The following is a 19,119-nucleotide window of genomic DNA, read 5'->3' as shown; positions in this document are numbered from 1 at the left end:
GTCCTCTGTTTTACTGTGTTGAGTGCTCAGGATTAGCGGTCTGAACAGACCCGCCACCTGAAAACCGATTGTGAAAAGCAACTGCCACGATCAGCACAAGCCCCAGGCAGTTGCTCCAGATTTCCGTGTAGAAAAGGCAGGCCGCCGCCAGATAAAGCACAAGGCGCGCCACATGATTGAGCGGAGCCAGCAGAAAGCCCGATGACGATGCGGTGATGGCCAGGATCGCCGCCGCTGCCATGAAACCGTCAACCGCGATCTCGGCCATTGTCCCGTCCATCAGAACGCCGGGGCGGAAAATGAAAAGGAAAGGGATCAGGTAAAGTCCGACCGCCATGACAATGGCATGGCCCGCGACCTTCCAGAAATTGATCTCGGCGATGGAGGCCGCCGCAAAGACCGAAGCGCAGACGGGTGGTGTGATCGCCGACATGATCGCGAAATAGAAGATGAAGAGATGCGCGTTCAGCGGCGCAATGCCGAACTTTATCAGGATCGGTGCGGCCACGGCCGATGCAAGGATGTAAGAGGCTGTTGTCGGCACATCCATGCCCAAGAGAATGGCCAGCACCGCCGACAGGATTAGTACAAGGATAAGATGCCCGCCCGAGACGGACATGATTCCGCCTGCAACTTTGGCCCCAATCCCTGTGGTCAGCAGCACCTTGACGACAATCGCAGCACAGGCCAGCAACACCGCAATCATCGCCACTGCGCGCCCTGCATCAAACAGGCCTTTCAAAATCTGGCGAACCAGCACATCAACGGTTTTGACAATTTGATCCTGCTCGCCATGGACGATGCATCTCAGGACCCGCAGCACTAACTGGCAAATCAGCAACATACCAACAGCGGACGCACCGGCCAATGTCGGAGTGTAGTTCATCGCCAGCAGGGTAATCATGGTGATCAGCGGAAGATACAGCGGCAGCGAAGTATAAGGATCGAAAATCTCGCTCAGCTTGGGAAGCTCATCCTTTCGCAAAGGTGCAATCCCGCGGCGGCGCGCATAAAAACCCACGCTGAGCCAGACAGTCATGAAGAAAAAGAGCGCAGGAAGGATCGCCGCAACGACAATCTGTGAATAGGGGATCCCAAGTATTTCGGCCATTATGAAGGCCCCTGCCCCCATAACAGGCGGCATGATTTGACCCCCGGCCGAAGAGACCGCTTCGACCGCCGCCGCATATCCCCTAGAATATCCGGCCCGGCGCATGGTCGGTATGGTGACCTGACCCATCGCCATCACATTGGCCACGGCTGAACCCGTGACTGTGCCGAACAAGGCCGAGGACGCGATGCAGACTTTGGCCTGCCCCCCATAGGACCGCCCGGCAATCCGTGTGGCCAGCTTGACGAAAAGGTCTGTCGCGCCTGTGCTCAGCAGCAACGCACCAAGGATGATATAGATCGCAATCACCCGCGTGCCGAGATCCGTCATGTAGCCAAAAAGGGTTTCGGTAGAGGCATAATATGTCTCCACCAGCGTAAGAAAGGACACACGCGGAGGCTGCCAGGGGCCTTCGATATACGAATGGCCAAAGTAATAGTAACACAACCCAAGCACAGCCAGCGCAGGCAGAAATATCCCGATGGTACGACGCGCGGCCTCAAGAACCAAAAGGATAGCAATCAGCCCCAGCATTTTATCCAGCGCGGTCAGCTCATTCATGAAGTCTGAAATGCGCTCGTTGCCGATGGCGATGTGCAGGCCCACGTAATATCCCGCAATGGCCGGCACCAGATAAAACCAGCGCAACGGGTGCGACGTTTTTGAAAACTCCAGAAAAAAGACCGACCCCAGCCCAATTCCCAAGAACAAACTGCGTTGAATCAACGGCTCCAGCATCCCGAAGAACGAGGTATATATCTCGAAGCACGCATATCCGATAAGGAAAACGGCAAGAATGGGATTGGGGCGCGTCAACGCGTTATTGTTTTCAGAACTGGACATAGCACCGGCCATCTTTGGAGTTTCATAAAGCGGGTATGCGGTTCGCAGCGCTTATTGCTGCCAATACCCCAATGCGCCCGGGTGCACGGCGATGCCGATATCTTGCGTCTCAAGGATCGACGCACGGAAATCATAGTCAGCCAGTTGCGGCCATGTCTCGATCAGAATGTCGGTATGCTCACCAATGCCACGGGCAACTTTTTCCGCAGTGGCATCATCCATCAGAGATTTTCGCGTCGCATAAACGATCGGGACTGCGGGCGTGACAAAAGCATCGTTTCCCTCGATGAACCCGGCCGGCACTTCAATGAATCCCACGCCGGCAATTTTCTCTTTGATCAGGGCCTGCTGCTCTGCGTTAAAGCCTAGCAGGCGCATATCTGTTGAGGTCATTAGCTCTTGCAGGGCGGCATCCACCCGATTGGCCGCCGCATACTTGCTGTAGCCAATCAGTTGACCATTCGCGACCCCTTCCTTGGCATCGGTCACGGTCCCGTAAATGTAGTTCGGCTCAATCCCGAACAGTTCGAAGGCTGCGGAGATTAGCGCCTCGCCACCACTGCCACGAATGCCTGGTGTAAAGTTCTTGCCTTCCAGTTCTTGTAGGTTGGTGATGCCACTGTCCTGACGCACCGCGATATTGATAATGGATGTGCTGTAGGGGTAAAGCGCGACCAGATCGTCAACAGCATGACCTTCGAACTTGCCAGTTCCGGTCAGCGCCTGAATGAAAATATCCCCGGCCACCAAGCCCAGGTCGATCTCGCCGCGTGCCAGGCGTTTGATATTGTCGACGCTGGCACCGGTTTCGACAACTGTGACCGTGATGCCGTCATTCTCGGTTTCGATGGCTTTCGCCATAGCCACGGCGATCTGGTAATGACTTGAGGTGGCATTGGTTGCGCCCAGGCTCAGTGTTTCAGCTTCGGCCATGGCCGACCAGCCTAGCGACGCGCCAATTACAACGGCGCATAGGTTTTTGCTCTTAGAAAGTTTCATCGGTTGTCTCCTCCTTGTTGTTGTCGCGCGTCCTCCCCGCGACATTACAGCTCCGGTCCTTGAGACTTTCGCAGTGCCCACTACCTGCTACGAATCAGTAAAGACCCTCAATATTTTTGATCTTGAGTTTCGCATAGTAGAAACTCACTATGCGAAACCGAGAGCCATTTTTATTGAGTGAGACGTTTTCCCGTTCCAAGTTTTGTAAGAGCTTAAATTTTCGGGAAGACCCAATGACCAGCCAAGATGTTGTTACCCTTGAAATCCTCGATCACGTGGCCACCGTCTCGATCAACCGCCCGGAGCGGCGCAATGCCTTGTCCATTGTCGCCGCGAACGAGTTGCACGACATCTGGGAAAAGATCGATGCAGATCGCTCGGTGCGTGCGGTGGTCCTAACCTCCGCCCAATGCGGCACGTTCTGCGCCGGCATGGATCTCAAGGAAGCCGCTGAGGTCAAGCGCGAACAGGGCCGTGATATTCTCGATCTAATTCATGATCCGTTTCACCAGCGTATGCGCCGCGTGAAAGTCCCGATCATCGCGGCAATGACCGGGCATTTCGCGGCAGGCGGCTTTATGCTGATGCTGAATTCGGACATCCGTGTTGGGTTGGAGGGAACGACTGGCGGTGTTACCGAGGTCAAGCGCGGGCGCGGCTCGCCCTGGGCCGTGCCGATCCTATGGCAATTGCCCTTGCCCTTCGCAATGGAGATCTTGCTGACAGGAGAGTCGCATCCAGTCGAGCGGTATCGCGATCTCGGGTTCGTCAACTATGTGGAGCCGACGGCTCAAGACGTGATGAACCGGGCCTATGGCCTTGCGCGGACCATCGCGGAAAACGCCCCCCTGTCGGTCAGTGCCGCCAAGGAATCGACCCTAAAAGCAATGTCTCTGGGCTGTGAACCGGGTCTTCGCGAGGCGGAGGGTATTTTCGAAATGGTCTATGCCAGCGAAGATGCACAGGAAGGTCCCCGTGCCTTTGCCGAAAAACGTGCGCCTGTCTGGCAGGGGCGTTGAAGACAGATCGAGGTTTAATGCAAGACAAACGTGACACGCCGACCGAGATTCTTTCCCTGACGCGGGGGCTTGCGATACTGCAGGCTTTTCGGTCGCGGCAGGCGCCCATGGGCAACAAGGAAATCGTCGAGCGCACAGGCCTTTCGAAGGCCACGGTCACCCGCCTCTGCCATACGCTGGTCAAGATGGGGTATTTGAGGCCGGCTGGCATGCATGGCAAATATCACCTCGATGACAATGTCACAAACTTGGGGCAATCCTATCTGAAATCGCTCATCCTGGCCCGCGTTGCGGAACCGTTGATGATGGATTTTGCCGAACGTCACCAGATGTCAGCCGCGTTGGGGGTCGGTTACGGGCATCACATAATCTATCTGTGCTATTGCGCTGGCGACCAGTCTGCCACGATGCGTCTGCGCGTGGGAACGCTTGTGCCGATGCACCAGTCGGCCATTGGCCTGGCCTTTCTCGCGGCCTTGCCCGCCGATCAGAGGGAGAGCCATCTGCAAGCCATCGCAGCGCAATATCCAGACGATGATATTGCCGATCTGCCCGACAAGATTTCCGAAACCCAACACGTCGGCTTCTCGGTGTCTTTCGGCTCATGGCGGCCGGATATCTATGCTGTCGGTGCCCCGGTTTGGCTGGATCGCGGGGAATCCGTTGCCGCGATTAATTGTGGTGTCCGCCAGCGCAATCAAAGCCGGGGTCATTACGTAAAAACGCTGGGACCCGAACTTATGGTTCTATCAAGAGACATTAGCGACGGCATGGAGCAGATCGGAGCGACATTCTCCGATGACTAAGCAAAAACGGACAGAAGATATCAAATGCAGCGACACAGCTAAATCGCCCCGTGATATGGCCCGAGCGCGCTTCGAGCCGGGTCATGTCGCCACAGACCGCCATTTCGTGAAAGCCCTGGCGCGTGGGCTGATGATTCTGGAGACCTTCGCCAATTCCGGAAAAACCTGGATGCAGGTCTCCGAAATAGCTGACGCGATCGACCTGCCCAAGCCGACAGTAGCACGCTTCGTTCGCAGCCTCGAAAATCTCGGGCACCTGCACTATTCTTTCAACTGGCGCGCATACCGTCTGGACGCGCCGGTTCTGACCCTCGGATTCGCGGCGCGGCAACCATTTACGCTAGGCGAAATCCTACGACCCCATCTTCAGAAACTGGCCGACACATACAACGTCCATGCGTCGTTGGCCAAACGCGACCGGTTGGATGCATTGGAAGTGCTGGTCTGTCACAGCCAGTCCACGCTAATGACCCTGAAGCTGGATGTTGGGTCACGCCTGCCGCTTGCGGGCACAGCCACCGGCATTGCACTTCTTGCGCACCTGCCCGAGAAAGAGCGCGACGTGATCTATCACCGCTTGCGGGAAAGACATGGACGCAACTGGGAGCGATTACTACAACGGATCGATGACGGCTTTGGCGAAATCGAGAACCGCGGGTTCGTCACTGCATATAGGAGCTGGGCAACGGATATAAATGGGGTTTCGGTGCCGATCCATTCATTGAACGGGGCGCCAACCTATGCGCTGGCATGCGGGGCGCCTGCGGCACTTCTTCCCCCCGAAAAGCAACACCAACTGGGATACAAGCTGCTGGAAATCAAACGTGTAATCGACAAGATAATTCAGCGCAACGACCATTCCACGAAGAACCATCACCATGAACGAACCGAAAGTCCTGTTCGAGATCCATGAAGAGGGGATTGGGCTTCTTACCTTGACTGATCCCGCAAAGCGCAATCCGGTGTCAGATCGCTCGATTATCGAAGCTATCGTCTCAACGCTTCAAAATTCTGCGTTGAATCCCGATTTGTGCGCCTTCATCATTACTGGCGCCGGTACGTCTTTTCTTCGGGAGGTGACGTGCGTGAGATGCAGGCCAAGGACGGGATGTTCGCCGGTGAACCGCATCAAGTTGCGCGAGCCTATACCGATAGCGTTCAGCGCATCCTCTTGATCATGGAACAGCTGACCATTCCGGTCATCGCCGCCGTCAACGGGCCTGCCATGGGTGCCGGATGAGACATTGCACTGATGTGCGACTTGCGGCTTGCCCGCACGACCGCCGTTTTCGGGGAGTTCTTTGTCAAGCTGGGCCTTGTGCCGGTAGTGGGGGCGGCTGGTTCCTGACACGATTGCTTGGATATTAGCGCGCCGCCGAGATCAGTTTCCGGGGTCGCCCGATACCGGCGGACGAGGCCCTGGAACTTGGTCTGGTGCTGGAGGTGGTCCAGGAAGACACCCTTATGTACCATGCGATGGACCTTGCGCGGGACATCGCGCAGAAACCACCAGCCGCCGTGCGGATGACCAAGCAACTTCTGAAAATGGCCGCCCGATCAGAACTGAAGGATTATCTGGCAACCTGTGCTGCGATGCAGGCTGTCGCCCATGAAAGTACGGACCACGTGGCCGTCCTTACGGCACTGATCGGCGCGAAGCGATCATAGCTCGTAAGTGCCGGTCTCTTCGAATTGTGCCTTGAGCGTGCGGGCGATGATCCCCTGCTGGATCTGGGTCGTTCCTTCGAAGATGCGAAACAGGCGGACATCGCGGTAGAAGCGCTCGACCGCGTATTCCGACATATACCCTGCCCCGCCGTGAATCTGTACGGCACGGTCCGCAACCCGGCCTACCATTTCCGAGGCGAACATCTTGGCGCTTGCCGCAATCAGGGTGGTGTTTTCCCCTGCATCACGGCGCCGTGCGGCATCCAGAATCATGGTCTTGGCCGCATAGGTATCGGCCTGGCTGTCGGCAATCATCGTCTGGATCATCTGAAGATCGATGATTTTTCGGCCAAATTGCTCGCGCTCGCAGGCGTATCGCAGGCTTTCTTCGATCAGCCGTGCGGCGATTCCTGTGCATAGCGCCGCGATATGAAGCCGCCCTTTGTCCAGCACCTTCATGGAGGTGACAAAGCCGTTTCCTTCCGCGCCGCCCAGCAGGGCCGAAGCCGGTACGCGGCAATCATCGAAGACCACGTCACAGGTGAGCGCCCCCGACTGACCCATCTTCTTGTCCGGCGGTCCCAGGGTGATTCCGCGCGTCTGCGCGTCCACCAGAAAGCACGAGATGCTGCGTGATTTTCGTTCCGGTGCGGTGCGGGCCATCACCGTAAAAAGCTGGGCGTTGGGTGCGTTGGTGATATAGCGCTTGGTTCCGTTCAAGACATAGTGGTCCCCGTCACGGACTGCAGAGGTGCGGATCGACATGGCATCGGATCCGGAATCCGGTTCGGTCAGGCAGAAAGAGCCGACAATCTCGCCCGAGGCGAGTTTCGGCAGGTAATGCCGTTTTTGCTCTTCCGTTCCGGCAATCACGATGGATTGCGAGCCGATGCCGATATTGGTGCCCGCCGCTGACCGGAAGGCAGGCGCTGTACGGCCCAGTTCGAACACCAGGCGCACCTCATCCTCCATCGAGAACCCCAGCCCGCCATACTCTTCGGAAATGGAAAGACCATAAAGGCCCATTTCCTTCATCTCGTTCAATATATCGTCCGGGATTTTGCTGGTTTGGGCCACAAGCTCTTCGGCCGGAATCAGGCGCTCATTGACATATTTGCGCACCGTGTCGAGGATTTGATTAAGAACGTCGGGATCGGTCGGCATGAACTTTTCCTTAGCTGTAACAGGGCCGGTAGCGGAAGATATGGCATCGCCCTTCCAGCAGCCGGGAGCAATTTCTCCCAGAATTACGTCTCGTCCAGGTCATACGACAAATCTTTTGATCTTCTGTTCCGCATAGCGGGGCATGCGTTGCATTCGGTATGCGGAACTGAAATTCATTTCGGTTGCCCTGCCTCGCCGCAGAAATAGCCTGCGGCCGGTATCGTATTCCGCGCCTCGGCGCCAACAAAGGACACCTCTGTGATGGACGCCTTTCTCGTCGACTATATCCGCACCCCGATCGGCCGCTACGGTGGCGCGCTCTCATCCATTCGCCCCGACGATCTGGGCGCGAATGTGCTGCGCCAGTTGCTGGCGCGCCATGGGGGATTGCCGGCCGACAGGATCGACGAGGTGGTTCTGGGCTGTTCCAATCAGGCCGGCGAAGACAACCGCAATGTCGCCCGCATGGCCACGCTTTTGGCTGGGTTGCCGGAAACATTGCCCGCTCTCACGGTGAACCGACTTTGTGCCTCGGGGCTGGCGGCGGTGAATATCGCCGCAAACAAGATCAAGACCGGCGAGGCCGAACTGATGATCGCAGGCGGCGTCGAAAGCATGTCGCGCGCGCCCTTCATCATGCCCAAGGCCGAACAGGCGTTCAGCCGCGCCTCCTCGGTCGAGGACACCACGATTGGCTGGCGTATGGTCAACCCCCGGATGAAGGCGGAGTTCGGCATCGAGTCCATGCCTGAGACGGCCGAAAACGTGGCCGAAGACTTTGCCATCAGCCGCGAAGATCAGGATGCATTCGCGGCACGATCGCAGGCGCGTGCCGCAAACGCGCAGGCCAGCGGTCGCTTTGCCAAAGAAATCATCCCGGTCACCATTCCCCAGCGGCGCGGAGACGACGTCGTCTTTGACCATGACGAGCACCCTAGGGAAACCACCGTCGAGATCCTGTCGAAGTTGAAAACCCCGTTTCGTCAAGGCGGGTCGGTCACCGCGGGCAATTCCTCAGGGGTGAATGACGGGGCGGCGGCAACGTTGATCGCCTCGGCTGCGGCCTGCGAGGCCTATGGGCTTACACCGCGCGCGCGCATTCTGAGCGGGGCCTCTGCCGGTGTTGCGCCGCGCGTTATGGGGATCGGCCCGGTGTCTGCGGTGCAAAAGCTTGTGGACCGTTTAGGCCTGTCCGTCAAAGCCTTTGACGTGATTGAGTTGAACGAGGCCTTTGCCAGCCAGTCCCTTGCGGTTTTGCGGGGGCTCGGCCTGCCGGATGATGCCGATCACGTGAACCCCAATGGCGGCGCCATCGCCCTGGGTCATCCGCTTGGCATGTCCGGCACGCGGTTGGTCGGCACCGCGCTGATCGAGCTGGAAATGCGTCAGGCGCAACGGGCCCTTGCGACGATGTGTGTGGGCGTCGGCCAGGGTGAAGCCCTGGCCATCGAACGGGTTTCCGCATGACGCGGCCGAAGGTACGCTTTGACGTGAGGGACCGCGCGGGCGTTATCACATTCGACGCCCCTCCCCTGAACCTGATCGACCGACAGCTGCGCGCCGAATCGCAGGTTGTATCGCGGTCGCGGCAGACCACGCCATTGACCGCCTCATCCTGCGCAGCGCCTGCCGTGTATTAGTTGCCGGAGCCGATGCAGGCGAATTTGGCAAGCCGCCCGAAGCACCGCATCTCAACGATGTTCTGTGGCGGCTGGCAGAGCTTTCCATCCCGACCATTGCGGTGCTGGAAGGGGCCGCATTGGGTGGCGGATGCGAGATCGCCCTCGCCTGCCGGGCCCGTATCGCAGGCCCCAAGGCGCAGCTTGGCCTGCCCGAGGTGAAACTGGGCCTTGTGCCCGGCGCAGGGGGTACGCAGCGCCTGCGCCGTCTTGTGGGCATGCCGCTTGCGCTGGACGTGATTGTAACAGGCAGGACTCTGACCGCCAGACAGGCGCTGGAGGCGGGGGCTATCACCGCGATCTCGAACTCGCCGCGCCTGTCCATTCCTCTGGAGATTTGGAAAAGGCGCGTGCGGCTTCAAAACGCCGCACAGCAGGTCAGATCGCCCCATCGCAGGCAATCCAATTGATCGAAGCATCGGCGCGACTGCCGCTGACCGCGGCCCTATCGCAGGAGCGAGAGGCCTTTTTGTCCCTTCGGCAATCGCCGCAATCGTCTGCCCTGCGCCATGTGTTTTTTGCCGAACGCGCGGCGGAGGCGCAGGCGCGCAACTACCCCGACGATGGGCGCGCTTTCAAAACCGCTTGTGTCGTCGGCGGCGGCAATATGGGCGCGTCCATCGCCTATGCCTTGGCCACCGCTGGCCTCGCGGTACAAATCGTCGAACGAGATGAGGCCAGCCGCGCGTAGGCACAGGCAAATTGCGAGGCGCTGATTTCAGCCGCAAGGTCACGCGGCTTGCTGACCGAAGACAAAGCCAAAGCGATTGCCGCACGCCTTGCCTGCATCATAAGCTACGATCAACTGGCTCAGGCAGATCTGGCCATCGAAGCCGTGTTTGAAGACATGCGGATCAAGAAGGGCATCCTGTCCAAACTGGAAGCGGTGCTGCCCGAAACATGCATCCTTGCGACCAATACATCCTACCTGGATGTCAATGAAATGGCCACCGGGTTGCGCCATCCGGGCCGTTTCCTGGGGCTGCATTTCTTTAGTCCGGCCCACATCATGAAACTGCTGGAAGTGATCCGCGCTGACGCAACCTCGGAGGCGACATTGGGGGCAGCCTTCCGCGTGGCCAAAGCGATACACAAGATCCCTGCCCTGTCCGGTGTGTGTGTGAGGGATTCATAGGCAATCGCATCCTGAAACGCTATCGTGAGGCGGCTGAAATGGCTCTTTTGCAAGGTTCATCGCCGACTCAGATCGACCAAGCGATGCGTGACTTCGGTATGGCGATGGGGCCTTTCGAAGCGCAAGATATGTCAGGGCTTGATATCGCAAATGCCAGTCGCCATCGCGATGGTCAGGATCAGGTACTCCGCACCGTCGCCGATATCCTTGTGGAAGATCACAACCGCCTTGGGCGAAAAACCGGGGCGGGTTGGTACGATTACACCGGTGGCCAAGCATGCAACAGTTCACTCGTGGCACAACTTGCCGCCGAGGTTGCACAGAAAGCGGGAATCGTTCGTCGTAACTTGACTAACCCCGAGCTTGCGGAGGTGCTTGTCGAGGCGATGGCCGGCGAGGGAAAGAAAATTCTGAATGAAGGCATCACCCAAAAGCCTGAGGACATTGATCTGGTGATGATCCACGGGTATGCCTTCCCGCGCTGGCGCGGCGGGTTGATGTTCCACCATACAGGGAAAACCGCTGGTGCCAAATAGCGAGTCCAAGAAGTGCTTTCCAAGGTAATCGGTTCGAACGGCGCGAACTCCGGTGCGAAACTTCTCCACGATAGTGTGGGATGAATCACTACAGGCGGCGGAACAGGTCAATTGGAGTCCAAGACTCGCCGATGTGGTCGAGCGTGTGGATCTAATACGGGAACGTCGGCAACTGACCTCTCGGCATGCAAGCGATAACGGGCTGTTTGCAACGCAGGCGCCGTTACAGCAACTTTTAGCCAATAAATGACGAGTGCAGCGAGAGCGATGGCCGATAAGAAGACCTTCGAGGATATATCATACCGGGTTGCCACCCTACGTCAGTCTTTGAGCCTGCCGAACATGATCTCGATCCTGTTGCGCCTTTTGTAGCGGCGCTTGTCAATTGCCTGGCAGTGTATTGCGGCGTATTATTCCAGGAGGAGTACTTCACGGTCTTCTTGCGCTATTTCCGACCAGGGATCCAGGCAGGTATCCCTTTGTCTTTCAGTGCTTCTCTGAACCAATCGGCGTCATAGTCGCGGTCCCCAAAAGGTCAAAGTCCGCATGATATCTGGGTTGACACTTGCGGAGTTGGAAATCTTCTCCACCGCGGCTGCGTCGACATTGAAGTTCAACGCGATGCCATGCACGTCGTGTGGTTAAAAGAACGCGCCGCCGACCTTGCCAGAAGAGCCGACCATGTGTACGCGGTGTCTCCGTTTCACCGGGTATCAACTTGACGGGTTTAAGTTCCAAGGCAGGAGATCGTCGATCTTGCTGGCAGGCTGGCCGGCCGTGATGGCCTCCAACGTCGTCTTTAGGTAGGCGAAGGGCTCGTGGCCTTCCTATAACTGATGAGCAGACTATTTTTGAGGCATAGAAGTTAGCTCTATACCTCACAGCGCGCAACCCGCGTTTCCGCTTTGATACCCATACACTTCAGGTTCGGCCATATCTCCGACTGATTGAAATTCTAAGCCCGACAGATTGAGAGCAGACAGCTTCGTTTGTCCGAAGAATACGACATACTTCGGACATCAAGGTTTCGGCAGCTCCAGCTCCGGCAGGTCCCGCAGACTCTGCAGATCGAACGTCGCCAGAAACGTCTCCGTCGTCACAAAAGTATGCGGCGCGCTTGGCCGCGGCGAGCGCGGCCCAGAGGCGATGAGGTCCTTGTACCGCAGCCGGGCCAACAGGTCGCGGCTGACCTCCTTGCCAAAAATGTCTGCCAGCCCCGCCCGGTCGATCGACTGGTGATAGGCGACGGCGCAGAGCACGCCCATCTCCATCTCGGTGAAGGCCAGCGAATGCTCGCCTAGGTCGGCCGCCGCCTCAATGGCATCGGCGAACTGGGTCTTCGTTTGCAACATCCAGCCACCAGCAACTTGAGTCAGTTCGTAGGGACGGCCGGTCAACTCGGCCTGGATGTCGTCGATCAGCATCTCGACCGACGCCCCCTGCCCCACCACCCGGGCCAGGTCGTCGCGACTAACCGGCTTCGCGCTAGCGAAGAGCACTGCCTCAATCCGACCCATCCATCCGCGCCAACGCAAATCCGGGGGAAGGTCGTCAAGCTCCCGGTCGAAGTGGGCGTGGCCATCATCCGCTGACTTCTGTTTCCTGGTCGCAACACTCATGACGTGCTCCCGTAGAGACGGAAGGTCGACCGCCCGGTCAGTTCCCGCGCCACGCCCAGCTCGACCAGCCGGTCGCAGAACCGCCAGGCCGCGCGGTCGGTCATCGGGATCGTGGTGCCGCGAATGCGCGGTGAGAGCATCGACGCAGGTGCCACAGCATCCTCGGTCAGGAAGAGTTCGACAGCCGGCCTTCGACCCTTTCGCGCGCAACTTCGGCGCAACGGTGCGAAGGGCCTCGGCCCGGCGCGCGAGATCCCGCGCTACCCGGATCGTCTCCTCGATGGACTCGAGAATCCGAGCCTGAATCGCCATCTCGGCCCCCTGCCCTTTTACTGTCAGATCGCGCAGCGCCGTCTTGGTCAGGTACCGTGCCGAAACCGGCAGCATCTGTGTCCAGTTCAGCGCCCGCGCCAGGACGATATCCGAGAGCAGCCAGCCGAACCGCCCCGCCCGGTCGTCAACATCGAGAACGGCACGAACGACGGCCACGCCGCCTGCAAGCGGCCCATGAGTCCGAGCCCGTTCCGCACCCGCATCGAGCCAGAGGCCCACCTCGCCCGCGAAGTCCGGGCCCCGCGCCTCGCCCGGCGGGGTCAGGTGAAAGGCGTCACGGATATCGACTTTCCGTGCCAGCCGCCCTTCCAGTTTCGACGTGGCAGCTGCCGCACTCAGCGCCAGCCGGTTCGCGTGCAGTTTCATCGGCACGCCATACCGAGCATCGCTGACCAGCTGATCGAGCACCGTCAGCGCTGCCCCCGAGCGAAAGGCCACAGTTTCAAGGGTTTCAGCACGTCCGGAGGTGACCCACCCCGGCAGCTGCGGTAGGGTGTTCAAGTCGTTCGAGATGGCTGCGGACTGGTATGTCATGCCACAACACTAGTCTCTCGCGGCGCTTTCGTCTACAATATGATGTGCAAACCGCCCCTCCTTGCTGTTCTCTGCTATGTCCAATAAGTTTGCCATACCGTGCCCTTCGTGAGACAAAAAACATCCGCTACGCGCGACAGGTGCAAAGCCATAGACTGTGTTTGATCTACCCAGACAAGATTCCTTATCCTTAGCACGTAGTTTTGCATTCATCATATTGATATTGTTAATTTTTATTTGACTGAGCGTAAGCTTGCTGCCCTCGGATGGTCTAGACCACTCCGACGCCATTATCAGTGCCTCATCGCTCGCCAAATCGGCGGTGAGGAAGGCGAGCAAATTGGCCTCTTCGACCTGTTCGGTGTCGGAAACACCTTCTGAGGCCCTCTGTCCTTCCCCACTGTCGAGTGACGCCAGATCGCTACGGCGAAGCACCTCCAACAACCAGCTGCTGCTTGTCAACTGACGCTCGGCTTCGGTCGCCATCTCGCCCTTTTTCAGGTGATCAAGGAGTTGCCCGGTGCCCTCCCCTTTCGCCTCACGCACTGCTTCGAGGCGCCGACCCTTGCGCACACGGTTCAAGTAGGTATCGACCGTCGGCTCCCATCCCGCCTCGTCCATGTCGAGGCCGGCCGCCAGGGCAAGCAAGTGGGCTTGCGCCATCCGCCGTGTCAAACCACTGGCGGAGATGCCGGCACGGTAGGCGTTTACCTTCTCGTGGAGTGCGTTGATCCCAAAGCTGAGGCAATGCGCGAGCAAGGACAGCCGGCCCCCTTGATCAAGCGAGGTCAGGTAGTCCAAGAGGGCGGCATCGTCGCCAAGCGATAGGTCGGCCTCCCACTCCGTGTGGCGTTCGTCCACCAGCTTGGCCGCCACGCTGTCCTTTTGATCGCTCGTCTGCGCAGAAATATAGACGTGAAGCACCGAAGCCTCGAGACAGTTGCCCGCCGAACTGGACGTCCTGAAGGTGTCGTTGACGAGCTTCAGGAGCAGCATCGTCGAGGCGACGTCAGGCGAACGCCCGACAGCTTCGCGCAGTGCCAGAGTCCGGTGCGCCGTCAACTCCATCCAGCCGCTCGGGCACCCTGCCCCGCCCCACATCTGTCGAATTCCTGAGCTGAGTCCATAAAGCTTCTACGACGAGATGCTCGACGAGTTTCGGATCATTGAACATCTAGACAGCGCACACGAGCCCATCGTTCCAGAACGCATGCGTCAGGATGACGATCGGGAAGTTACTGTTGGGCGCCACCTACCTTTTTCACCGTCGCGCGTCGCGGCATTCATGGATCACTTTGACAAACGGTTTCAGATTGCGGCGCGGTCCTCGAGCGGACGGATCATCGCGATTGCATCCGCCCATCACCGGCTGAACTACACCCACCCTTTCCCAGATGGCAACGGTCGTTTCAGCAGGATGATGTCTCATGTTATAGCCTTTACAGCTGGGATTGAAGGCCAACGGGCTCTGGTCCTTTTCGCGTGGACTGCCCCGCGGGCTGACCGATTGGGGCGAGTATAAACGAATGATGGATTTTGCAGACAGCCCCCGACGAGGAGACCGTGACGGGCGCGGTAAATTATCCGAGACAGCATTGAAGACATTCAGCGAATGGTACCTAAAGGTGACGCTCGGCCAGATCGCTTTTCGGCAAAACTCTTCGATCTTGGCGAACTGGATCCGCGGTATCGTCGTCCTGTTGCAGAAACCATCGATGACATAGCGAGCGCCGGAACTGATCTCCGCCGTTACTTCGGCACGGCGCCCTAGACAGGGCAACGCGCAGATTGTGCTCAAGACGTCCGAGTGTACTGCTCGCATCACGCTGAACAAACTGACCGCTGCCCGATACCTGGCTTCCACCTCGCCGAAGACGCCCGTTTGGTTGGCGTTTCCGTTGGATTATCGAGAGCGACTTTTTGCAAACCTTTTTGGTGACGGTGACCTGGCGGTGGAGCGCTAGAATTACAACGAGAGAACACTGATCGTATTCTGCAACGATTGGCGGCGGGAACCACTGTGTCCATTTGGTGTCCAATTTGTCCACCGCGGTGGACATCTTCTGTTCCGGGGCAAGCTAATGACCGCACATCGTCCCTTGAGCTGGTCTTGGCGCGACCGCCTTTGTAGCTCTCGGAATGATGGCGCTTTCATGAGCGTGGTTTTCCGTCGGACGTCCACCGCGGTGGACACTAGCCGACACACTCGTTGGTCTTGGACGCGCGTTTAATCAGAGCGGCCGGATCAAATTGGGTTTGACGTTGGCCCAGAGTGATACTGTGAAAGTAGGCTCCAAAATCCCTGATGCGTTGCCCTAGCTGTAGCATGATGAAAATCGCGCACGAAGCCTTCTGTGCTCCTATAGTTTTCTTTGCTTTCTCGAACGTTTCGGGGTGAATGCCCATCATCGGCGCAAGTGTTCGGGCATGGTTTTCAATGTCTAACCAACTTCTAAGTTTCTGTGTCGAGAAAGATGTCGCTTGATTGCAGACTGAAGTTAACAAGTCGGGAGTCAGGGCTTCATTGCCTACGTTGCTTTCTAAATCTTTTTTTCCTTTTTCAGATCTAGATTGGTGCCGGACAATTTGTCCGTCATTGGCGGGCAATTCCATAGTTTCTGGCGGGTCATCCGGGGTGGACAAATTCTGGCATTCTGCGTCTGTGTCGGCGAGCAGTGCGCGGTATTCGGGGAGGCTCAGCTTCCTTCGTAGCGTTTTTCTTGCGTGGTTGATGAATGTGTTGCTGGGATCATGCTCTTCCAAATGGGCGAGCTTTGTAAGGATCTGTTTGCGGACAAATATCCGATCCCGCCGGTTATTCTCCATTTCTTGCGCGATGGTGATAAGCTCGCTCGCACGTTGGAGTAGGGGGGCGAGCGATAATCCATAACTGATGCACTCCCCGCCGGATGAACGAACGCGGTAGCGCTTTCGGTTCGAGCTGTCATTGCGCTTGATGAATCCGAGTTCAACGAAGCGGTTGATGTGTCTGCGAAGTGTCCGTTCGTCGATCCCGCCAACGCGATGGCAAATGGAGTAATTTGATGCAAAAACCGTTTCGCCATGGCCAGGCTTCAGAAAGCTGAGCATTGCTTGAAGGGTCTGGATGTGACCAGGGCGAAGCCCGAAAACGCTGCGCGCGTCTCTCAGTGCCCGGAAGATGGTCCAGATATCGATTTCAGATGAGGGAGTTGAGCCGCGCGATGCATCGGCACCAGCAGCCTCGATTGATAGTTTTGTAAATGCCATGGTTTGATCGCGATGACCGTTTGGCCCACAGCTTCCCTGTCTCTTCCCAAGGTTTCACCTGGGAAAAGGCAATAAAAATCGGTTCACCGAATCGGTGACTCTTGACCGGTTTACTGGAGGTTGCTACATCATGAGTGCTAATCGGATGATGAGGGCTCTCCAGGGGAAACTTTGGGGGGCTCTTTTCTTTCTGGCCGTCGCTTTTCTCCTTTGCTCGGGTTCCTCCTTGTGGCTTGGGTTAGGACCCAGAGCCGCTCTCATTCCGCCACGTATCGAAGAGTTGCAAAAGCGCAGCTTCCGCATGCTCCTCGAGCCACTGGCCGAATTCAGGGTTGTCCTTTTTGGCGATCTTGATGGCGATCGCTTTCTGATCGACTGTCAGCGTTCCGACAGTGTCGCCGCTCTCATTCTTGACGACAGACGTCACGCCGCGATTGGCCGGTTTCTTGTCTGCTCGCGCCTTGTGCGAGCAAGCAGAATAGACCGCCTGAAATCTCTCGGGGCTTGGAGTGTCGTCGGGCAGGGCGGCAATCACCTCTTTGGCCGAATTCACCAAGTCTACCTTGTCCGATAGGGCCGCCAAATCACCCCACTGCCGTCTTCCGATGCCATGTGCCGGCCCGATAAGCTGAACAAGCCCATCAGGCAATTGATCGATAACGACTCGGTGGTTGGACACGCCTTGCCGGGTTAACCCCAAAGCATCCTGAATGACACCAGGTTTATATCCAAGCTCCTGCATCTCTTTGATAAACATAGATTTTTCTATGAACGACGGATCGAGTCGAAGGTTGTTCTCCTGACCCTGTGCAATAAGCGAGGCGTCGTCGTCCAATGTGCGAACGATTGCCTTGACCGGTCCTCCGATCTTGCGGATCGCCGCCAGCCTACGGCGCCCGTAGATCACGCGATATCTGTCGGGTTGGCCCGATGGGCGAACCATGATCGGCACTTGTTGGCCATGCTTGCGAATGCTCTCGGCAAGCTCGTCTATGCTCGTATCTTCCAGCACCAACCGATCGCGAAGGCCATCCATGTCAATCTGATCGGGTTCTATGTCCCGGATCGAATTGGCCGTGATTTCGCGCAACGAGTCCCGTAATCCACCAATAGAGCCGGGCAGCTTTGCAGCTTTTTGCAAGGTAGGGGAGGGAGCCGCGCTCTCTTTTTCGTCCTTCGGAGGTTGGTTGAAAATGTTTCTGGCCATCAGCGACGCCCCCATGCCATTTGAATCGTCTGCTCCAGTTCATCGGCAACGCCGTTCACGCTGGTCAGAGCGCGATCAATCGTTTTCCGGATGAACTGGCCGGGATCAACTTCATAGACGGTTTGCTGGGTCATTCCGGCGTCAGAGATTGCGGTAGACTTCAGCATTGGTTCGGTCATGACCTGGCCGGCGAGAATTGATCTCAGGTAGCCAGCCATTTGGGTCTGTGGCCCGTCTGACGGCTCATATCTAGTGATCAAAAATTTTACGAAATCCCATGTCACACGTCGACCGATCGCTTCTTCCACTGCCTTGACCGTTTCTGACGCAAGTTTCAGGAATTGGCTCATGGAAGCGATGTCCAGCATGCCTGGTACGACCGTCACCAGGAGCCCCGTAGAAGCCGCCAATGCCGTGAGGGTCAGAAAGCCGAGTTGAGGCGGGCAGTCGATCAGTACAATGTCGTAATTTGCCTCTACCTCCTCGAGGGCCAAGGCGAGGCGCTCCGCAAAAATGGGCTGCATCCGACGGGCGAGCGCGTTTGCTGTCTCGGTTTCGTACTCCGAGAGCATCAAGCCCGCCGGGACCATGTCGAGCTTGTGAAAGTAGGACTTCTGGATCACGTCAGCGAGCGGAACTTGATCCTCATATCTCAGAGCATCATAGATTGTTCCGCCTTCGGCGAACTCGAGTTCAGGCCGAAAGCCGAAAAATGTGGTCAAACTTGCTTGCGGATCGAGATCCAAGACCAAAACACGGTAGCCGCGCAAGGCATACCGCTGTGCAAGATGTATCGTCGCTGTTGTTTTTGAAGAACCACCTTTGAAGTTCACGACGGACAGCACCTGAAGCCGGTCGCCATCGCGTCGACCTGGCCGATAAGATTCGGCGTTCTTTCCCGTGCGCTCCAAGATGTTGCGCAATTCGTCTACTTCTTGGGCTGTGTAGAACCGGTGCCCGCGGTTATCAGTATGCACTTCCGGGAAGCTACCGTCCTTGTGCCGGTTGCGCAGGTTAGACGTGCTTACGCGCAGGAGACCGGCAACTTCGGTCGAGCTGAAACGCCGCAGGGCTTTACGCTCTTCGGGTTCGAAGGCGATCTTCATCTGCCGATCCAGGGACTCGGCCAGATTGTCGGCAAACGTGCCGATGTCAGAAGAGCCTATGCCTTGCGCATATCCAACGTTACGATCATCCATATCCTGCCGCCCGCTCTT

The 19,119-nt window shown here is 57.6% G+C and carries 15 protein-coding genes and 6 pseudogenes; 10 read left to right on the top strand and 11 right to left on the bottom strand.

The annotated features are described in order from the left end of the window. Positions 1-10: 10 nt before the first annotated feature. Both XM53_RS17790 and XM53_RS17785 read right to left on the bottom strand, forming a co-directional pair. Positions 11-1,954, bottom strand: coding sequence for a TRAP transporter permease (locus XM53_RS17790; RefSeq protein WP_236544548.1), 1,944 nt, complete (start codon positions 1,952-1,954; stop codon positions 11-13). Positions 1,955-2,005: 51 nt separating this feature from the next. Further along, a complete protein-coding gene (locus tag XM53_RS17785; protein WP_057795779.1) occupies positions 2,006-2,953 on the bottom strand; it encodes a TAXI family TRAP transporter solute-binding subunit in 948 nt (315 codons plus the stop codon). A 173-nt stretch (positions 2,954-3,126) separates the two neighbouring features. Here XM53_RS17785 and XM53_RS17780 point away from each other — a divergent pair, with 173 nt between their 5' ends. The 5 genes from XM53_RS17780 to XM53_RS17765 all read left to right on the top strand — a co-directional run bounded on the left by XM53_RS17780 (position 3,127) and on the right by XM53_RS17765 (position 6,446). After that, a complete protein-coding gene (locus tag XM53_RS17780) occupies positions 3,127-3,972 on the top strand; it encodes an enoyl-CoA hydratase/isomerase family protein (protein WP_236544547.1) in 846 nt (281 codons plus the stop codon). Between the two features lie 17 nt (positions 3,973-3,989). After that, entirely contained in the window at positions 3,990-4,778 is a 789-nt protein-coding gene (locus tag XM53_RS17775) for an IclR family transcriptional regulator (protein ID WP_057795775.1), read from the top strand. Next, positions 4,771-5,691 carry an IclR family transcriptional regulator gene (locus tag XM53_RS17770; protein ID WP_082631091.1) on the top strand — a complete coding sequence of 307 codons (921 nt, stop codon included), beginning with the start codon at positions 4,771-4,773 and terminating at the stop codon, positions 5,689-5,691. Before XM53_RS17775 ends, XM53_RS17770 begins: the two co-directional genes overlap by 8 nt. 168 nt (positions 5,692-5,859) lie before the next feature. Continuing rightward, positions 5,860-6,018, top strand: a complete 159-nt coding sequence (locus XM53_RS23465) for a hypothetical protein (RefSeq protein ID WP_160321413.1) — start codon at positions 5,860-5,862, stop codon at positions 6,016-6,018. Positions 6,019-6,158: 140 nt separating this feature from the next. Beyond that, a complete protein-coding gene (locus tag XM53_RS17765) occupies positions 6,159-6,446 on the top strand; it encodes an enoyl-CoA hydratase-related protein (RefSeq protein ID WP_082631090.1) in 288 nt (95 codons plus the stop codon). Here the strand turns inward: XM53_RS17765 and XM53_RS17760 are convergent. After that, positions 6,441-7,610, bottom strand: a complete 1,170-nt coding sequence (locus tag XM53_RS17760) for an acyl-CoA dehydrogenase family protein (protein ID WP_057795769.1) — start codon at positions 7,608-7,610, stop codon at positions 6,441-6,443. The genes XM53_RS17765 and XM53_RS17760 overlap by 6 nt on opposite strands. A 261-nt stretch (positions 7,611-7,871) precedes the next feature. Between XM53_RS17760 and pcaF the strand changes: the two genes are divergently transcribed. The 4 genes and pseudogenes from pcaF to XM53_RS22650 all read left to right on the top strand — a co-directional run bounded on the left by pcaF (position 7,872) and on the right by XM53_RS22650 (position 10,960). Then, a complete protein-coding gene (gene pcaF, locus XM53_RS17755) occupies positions 7,872-9,077 on the top strand; it encodes a 3-oxoadipyl-CoA thiolase (RefSeq protein ID WP_408006090.1) in 1,206 nt (401 codons plus the stop codon). Between the two features lie 49 nt (positions 9,078-9,126). Continuing rightward, on the top strand, positions 9,127-9,699 hold the full coding sequence (locus XM53_RS24070) for an enoyl-CoA hydratase/isomerase family protein (protein ID WP_082631089.1): 573 nt from the start codon (positions 9,127-9,129) through the stop codon (positions 9,697-9,699). A 101-nt stretch (positions 9,700-9,800) separates the two neighbouring features. Beyond that, positions 9,801-10,424: pseudogene (locus XM53_RS24065) on the top strand (3-hydroxyacyl-CoA dehydrogenase family protein). 38 nt (positions 10,425-10,462) lie between these two features. Further along, complete coding sequence (locus tag XM53_RS22650; RefSeq protein ID WP_236544546.1) at positions 10,463-10,960, top strand: 3-hydroxyacyl-CoA dehydrogenase family protein; 498 nt, start codon at positions 10,463-10,465, stop codon at positions 10,958-10,960. Between the two features lie 236 nt (positions 10,961-11,196). On the opposite strand, the pseudogene XM53_RS22645 reads toward XM53_RS22650, so the two are convergent. From XM53_RS22645 to XM53_RS17725, 5 genes and pseudogenes are all read right to left on the bottom strand, one after another. Continuing rightward, a pseudogene (locus XM53_RS22645) lies at positions 11,197-11,486 on the bottom strand (transposase); the annotation flags it as partial. A gap of 187 nt (positions 11,487-11,673) precedes the next feature. Continuing rightward, positions 11,674-11,784, bottom strand: a pseudogene (locus tag XM53_RS22640) (transposase domain-containing protein); the annotation flags it as partial. 195 nt (positions 11,785-11,979) lie between these two features. After that, positions 11,980-12,579 (bottom strand): SMC-Scp complex subunit ScpB, encoded by a 600-nt coding sequence (gene scpB, locus XM53_RS17730; protein ID WP_057795887.1) that lies wholly within the window; start codon positions 12,577-12,579, stop codon positions 11,980-11,982. 213 nt (positions 12,580-12,792) lie between these two features. Next, positions 12,793-13,446: pseudogene (locus XM53_RS22635) on the bottom strand (DUF1403 family protein); the annotation flags it as partial. Between the two features lie 279 nt (positions 13,447-13,725). Continuing rightward, positions 13,726-14,514: pseudogene (locus tag XM53_RS17725) on the bottom strand (DNA-binding protein); the annotation flags it as partial. Between the two features lie 5 nt (positions 14,515-14,519). Between XM53_RS17725 and XM53_RS17720 the strand changes: the two are divergent. Beyond that, positions 14,520-15,410, top strand: a pseudogene (locus tag XM53_RS17720) (Fic family protein); the annotation flags it as partial. Between the two features lie 229 nt (positions 15,411-15,639). Here XM53_RS17720 and repC read toward each other — a convergent pair. The 3 genes from repC to repA form a co-directional block, all read right to left on the bottom strand. Further along, positions 15,640-16,695, bottom strand: coding sequence for a plasmid replication protein RepC (gene repC / locus XM53_RS17715; protein WP_057795756.1), 1,056 nt, complete (start codon positions 16,693-16,695; stop codon positions 15,640-15,642). Between the two features lie 238 nt (positions 16,696-16,933). After that, the gene (gene repB / locus XM53_RS17710; RefSeq protein ID WP_236544545.1) at positions 16,934-17,902 is read right to left on the bottom strand and encodes a plasmid partitioning protein RepB; all 969 of its coding nucleotides are present in this window, start codon (positions 17,900-17,902) and stop codon (positions 16,934-16,936) included. Then, a complete protein-coding gene (gene repA / locus XM53_RS17705) occupies positions 17,902-19,101 on the bottom strand; it encodes a plasmid partitioning protein RepA (RefSeq protein ID WP_057795752.1) in 1,200 nt (399 codons plus the stop codon). Before repA ends, repB begins: the two co-directional genes overlap by 1 nt. Positions 19,102-19,119: the final 18 nt, after the last annotated feature.

Origin of the sequence: Roseovarius atlanticus, assembly GCF_001441615.1 — a bacterium.
GTDB classification, from domain to species: domain Bacteria; phylum Pseudomonadota; class Alphaproteobacteria; order Rhodobacterales; family Rhodobacteraceae; genus Roseovarius; species Roseovarius atlanticus.
Note: the sequence above shows the minus strand (reverse complement) of the source record. Positions and strands in the feature narration are given on the sequence as shown.

Coding starts and splice junctions, on each gene's coding strand:
- XM53_RS17785 (WP_057795779.1), bottom strand. CDS start 2,953: ATGAAACTTTCTAAGAGCAAAAACCTATGCGCCGTTGTAATTGGCGCG.
- XM53_RS17790 (WP_236544548.1), bottom strand. CDS start 1,954: ATGTCCAGTTCTGAAAACAATAACGCGTTGACGCGCCCCAATCCCATT.
- repC (WP_057795756.1), bottom strand. CDS start 16,695: ATGGCATTTACAAAACTATCAATCGAGGCTGCTGGTGCCGATGCATCG.
- XM53_RS17770 (WP_082631091.1), top strand. CDS start 4,771: ATGACTAAGCAAAAACGGACAGAAGATATCAAATGCAGCGACACAGCT.
- XM53_RS22650 (WP_236544546.1), top strand. CDS start 10,463: ATGGCTCTTTTGCAAGGTTCATCGCCGACTCAGATCGACCAAGCGATG.
- repB (WP_236544545.1), bottom strand. CDS start 17,902: ATGGCCAGAAACATTTTCAACCAACCTCCGAAGGACGAAAAAGAGAGC.
- XM53_RS17760 (WP_057795769.1), bottom strand. CDS start 7,610: ATGCCGACCGATCCCGACGTTCTTAATCAAATCCTCGACACGGTGCGC.
- pcaF (WP_408006090.1), top strand. CDS start 7,872: ATGGACGCCTTTCTCGTCGACTATATCCGCACCCCGATCGGCCGCTAC.
- repA (WP_057795752.1), bottom strand. CDS start 19,101: ATGGATGATCGTAACGTTGGATATGCGCAAGGCATAGGCTCTTCTGAC.
- scpB (WP_057795887.1), bottom strand. CDS start 12,579: ATGAGTGTTGCGACCAGGAAACAGAAGTCAGCGGATGATGGCCACGCC.
- XM53_RS17775 (WP_057795775.1), top strand. CDS start 3,990: ATGCAAGACAAACGTGACACGCCGACCGAGATTCTTTCCCTGACGCGG.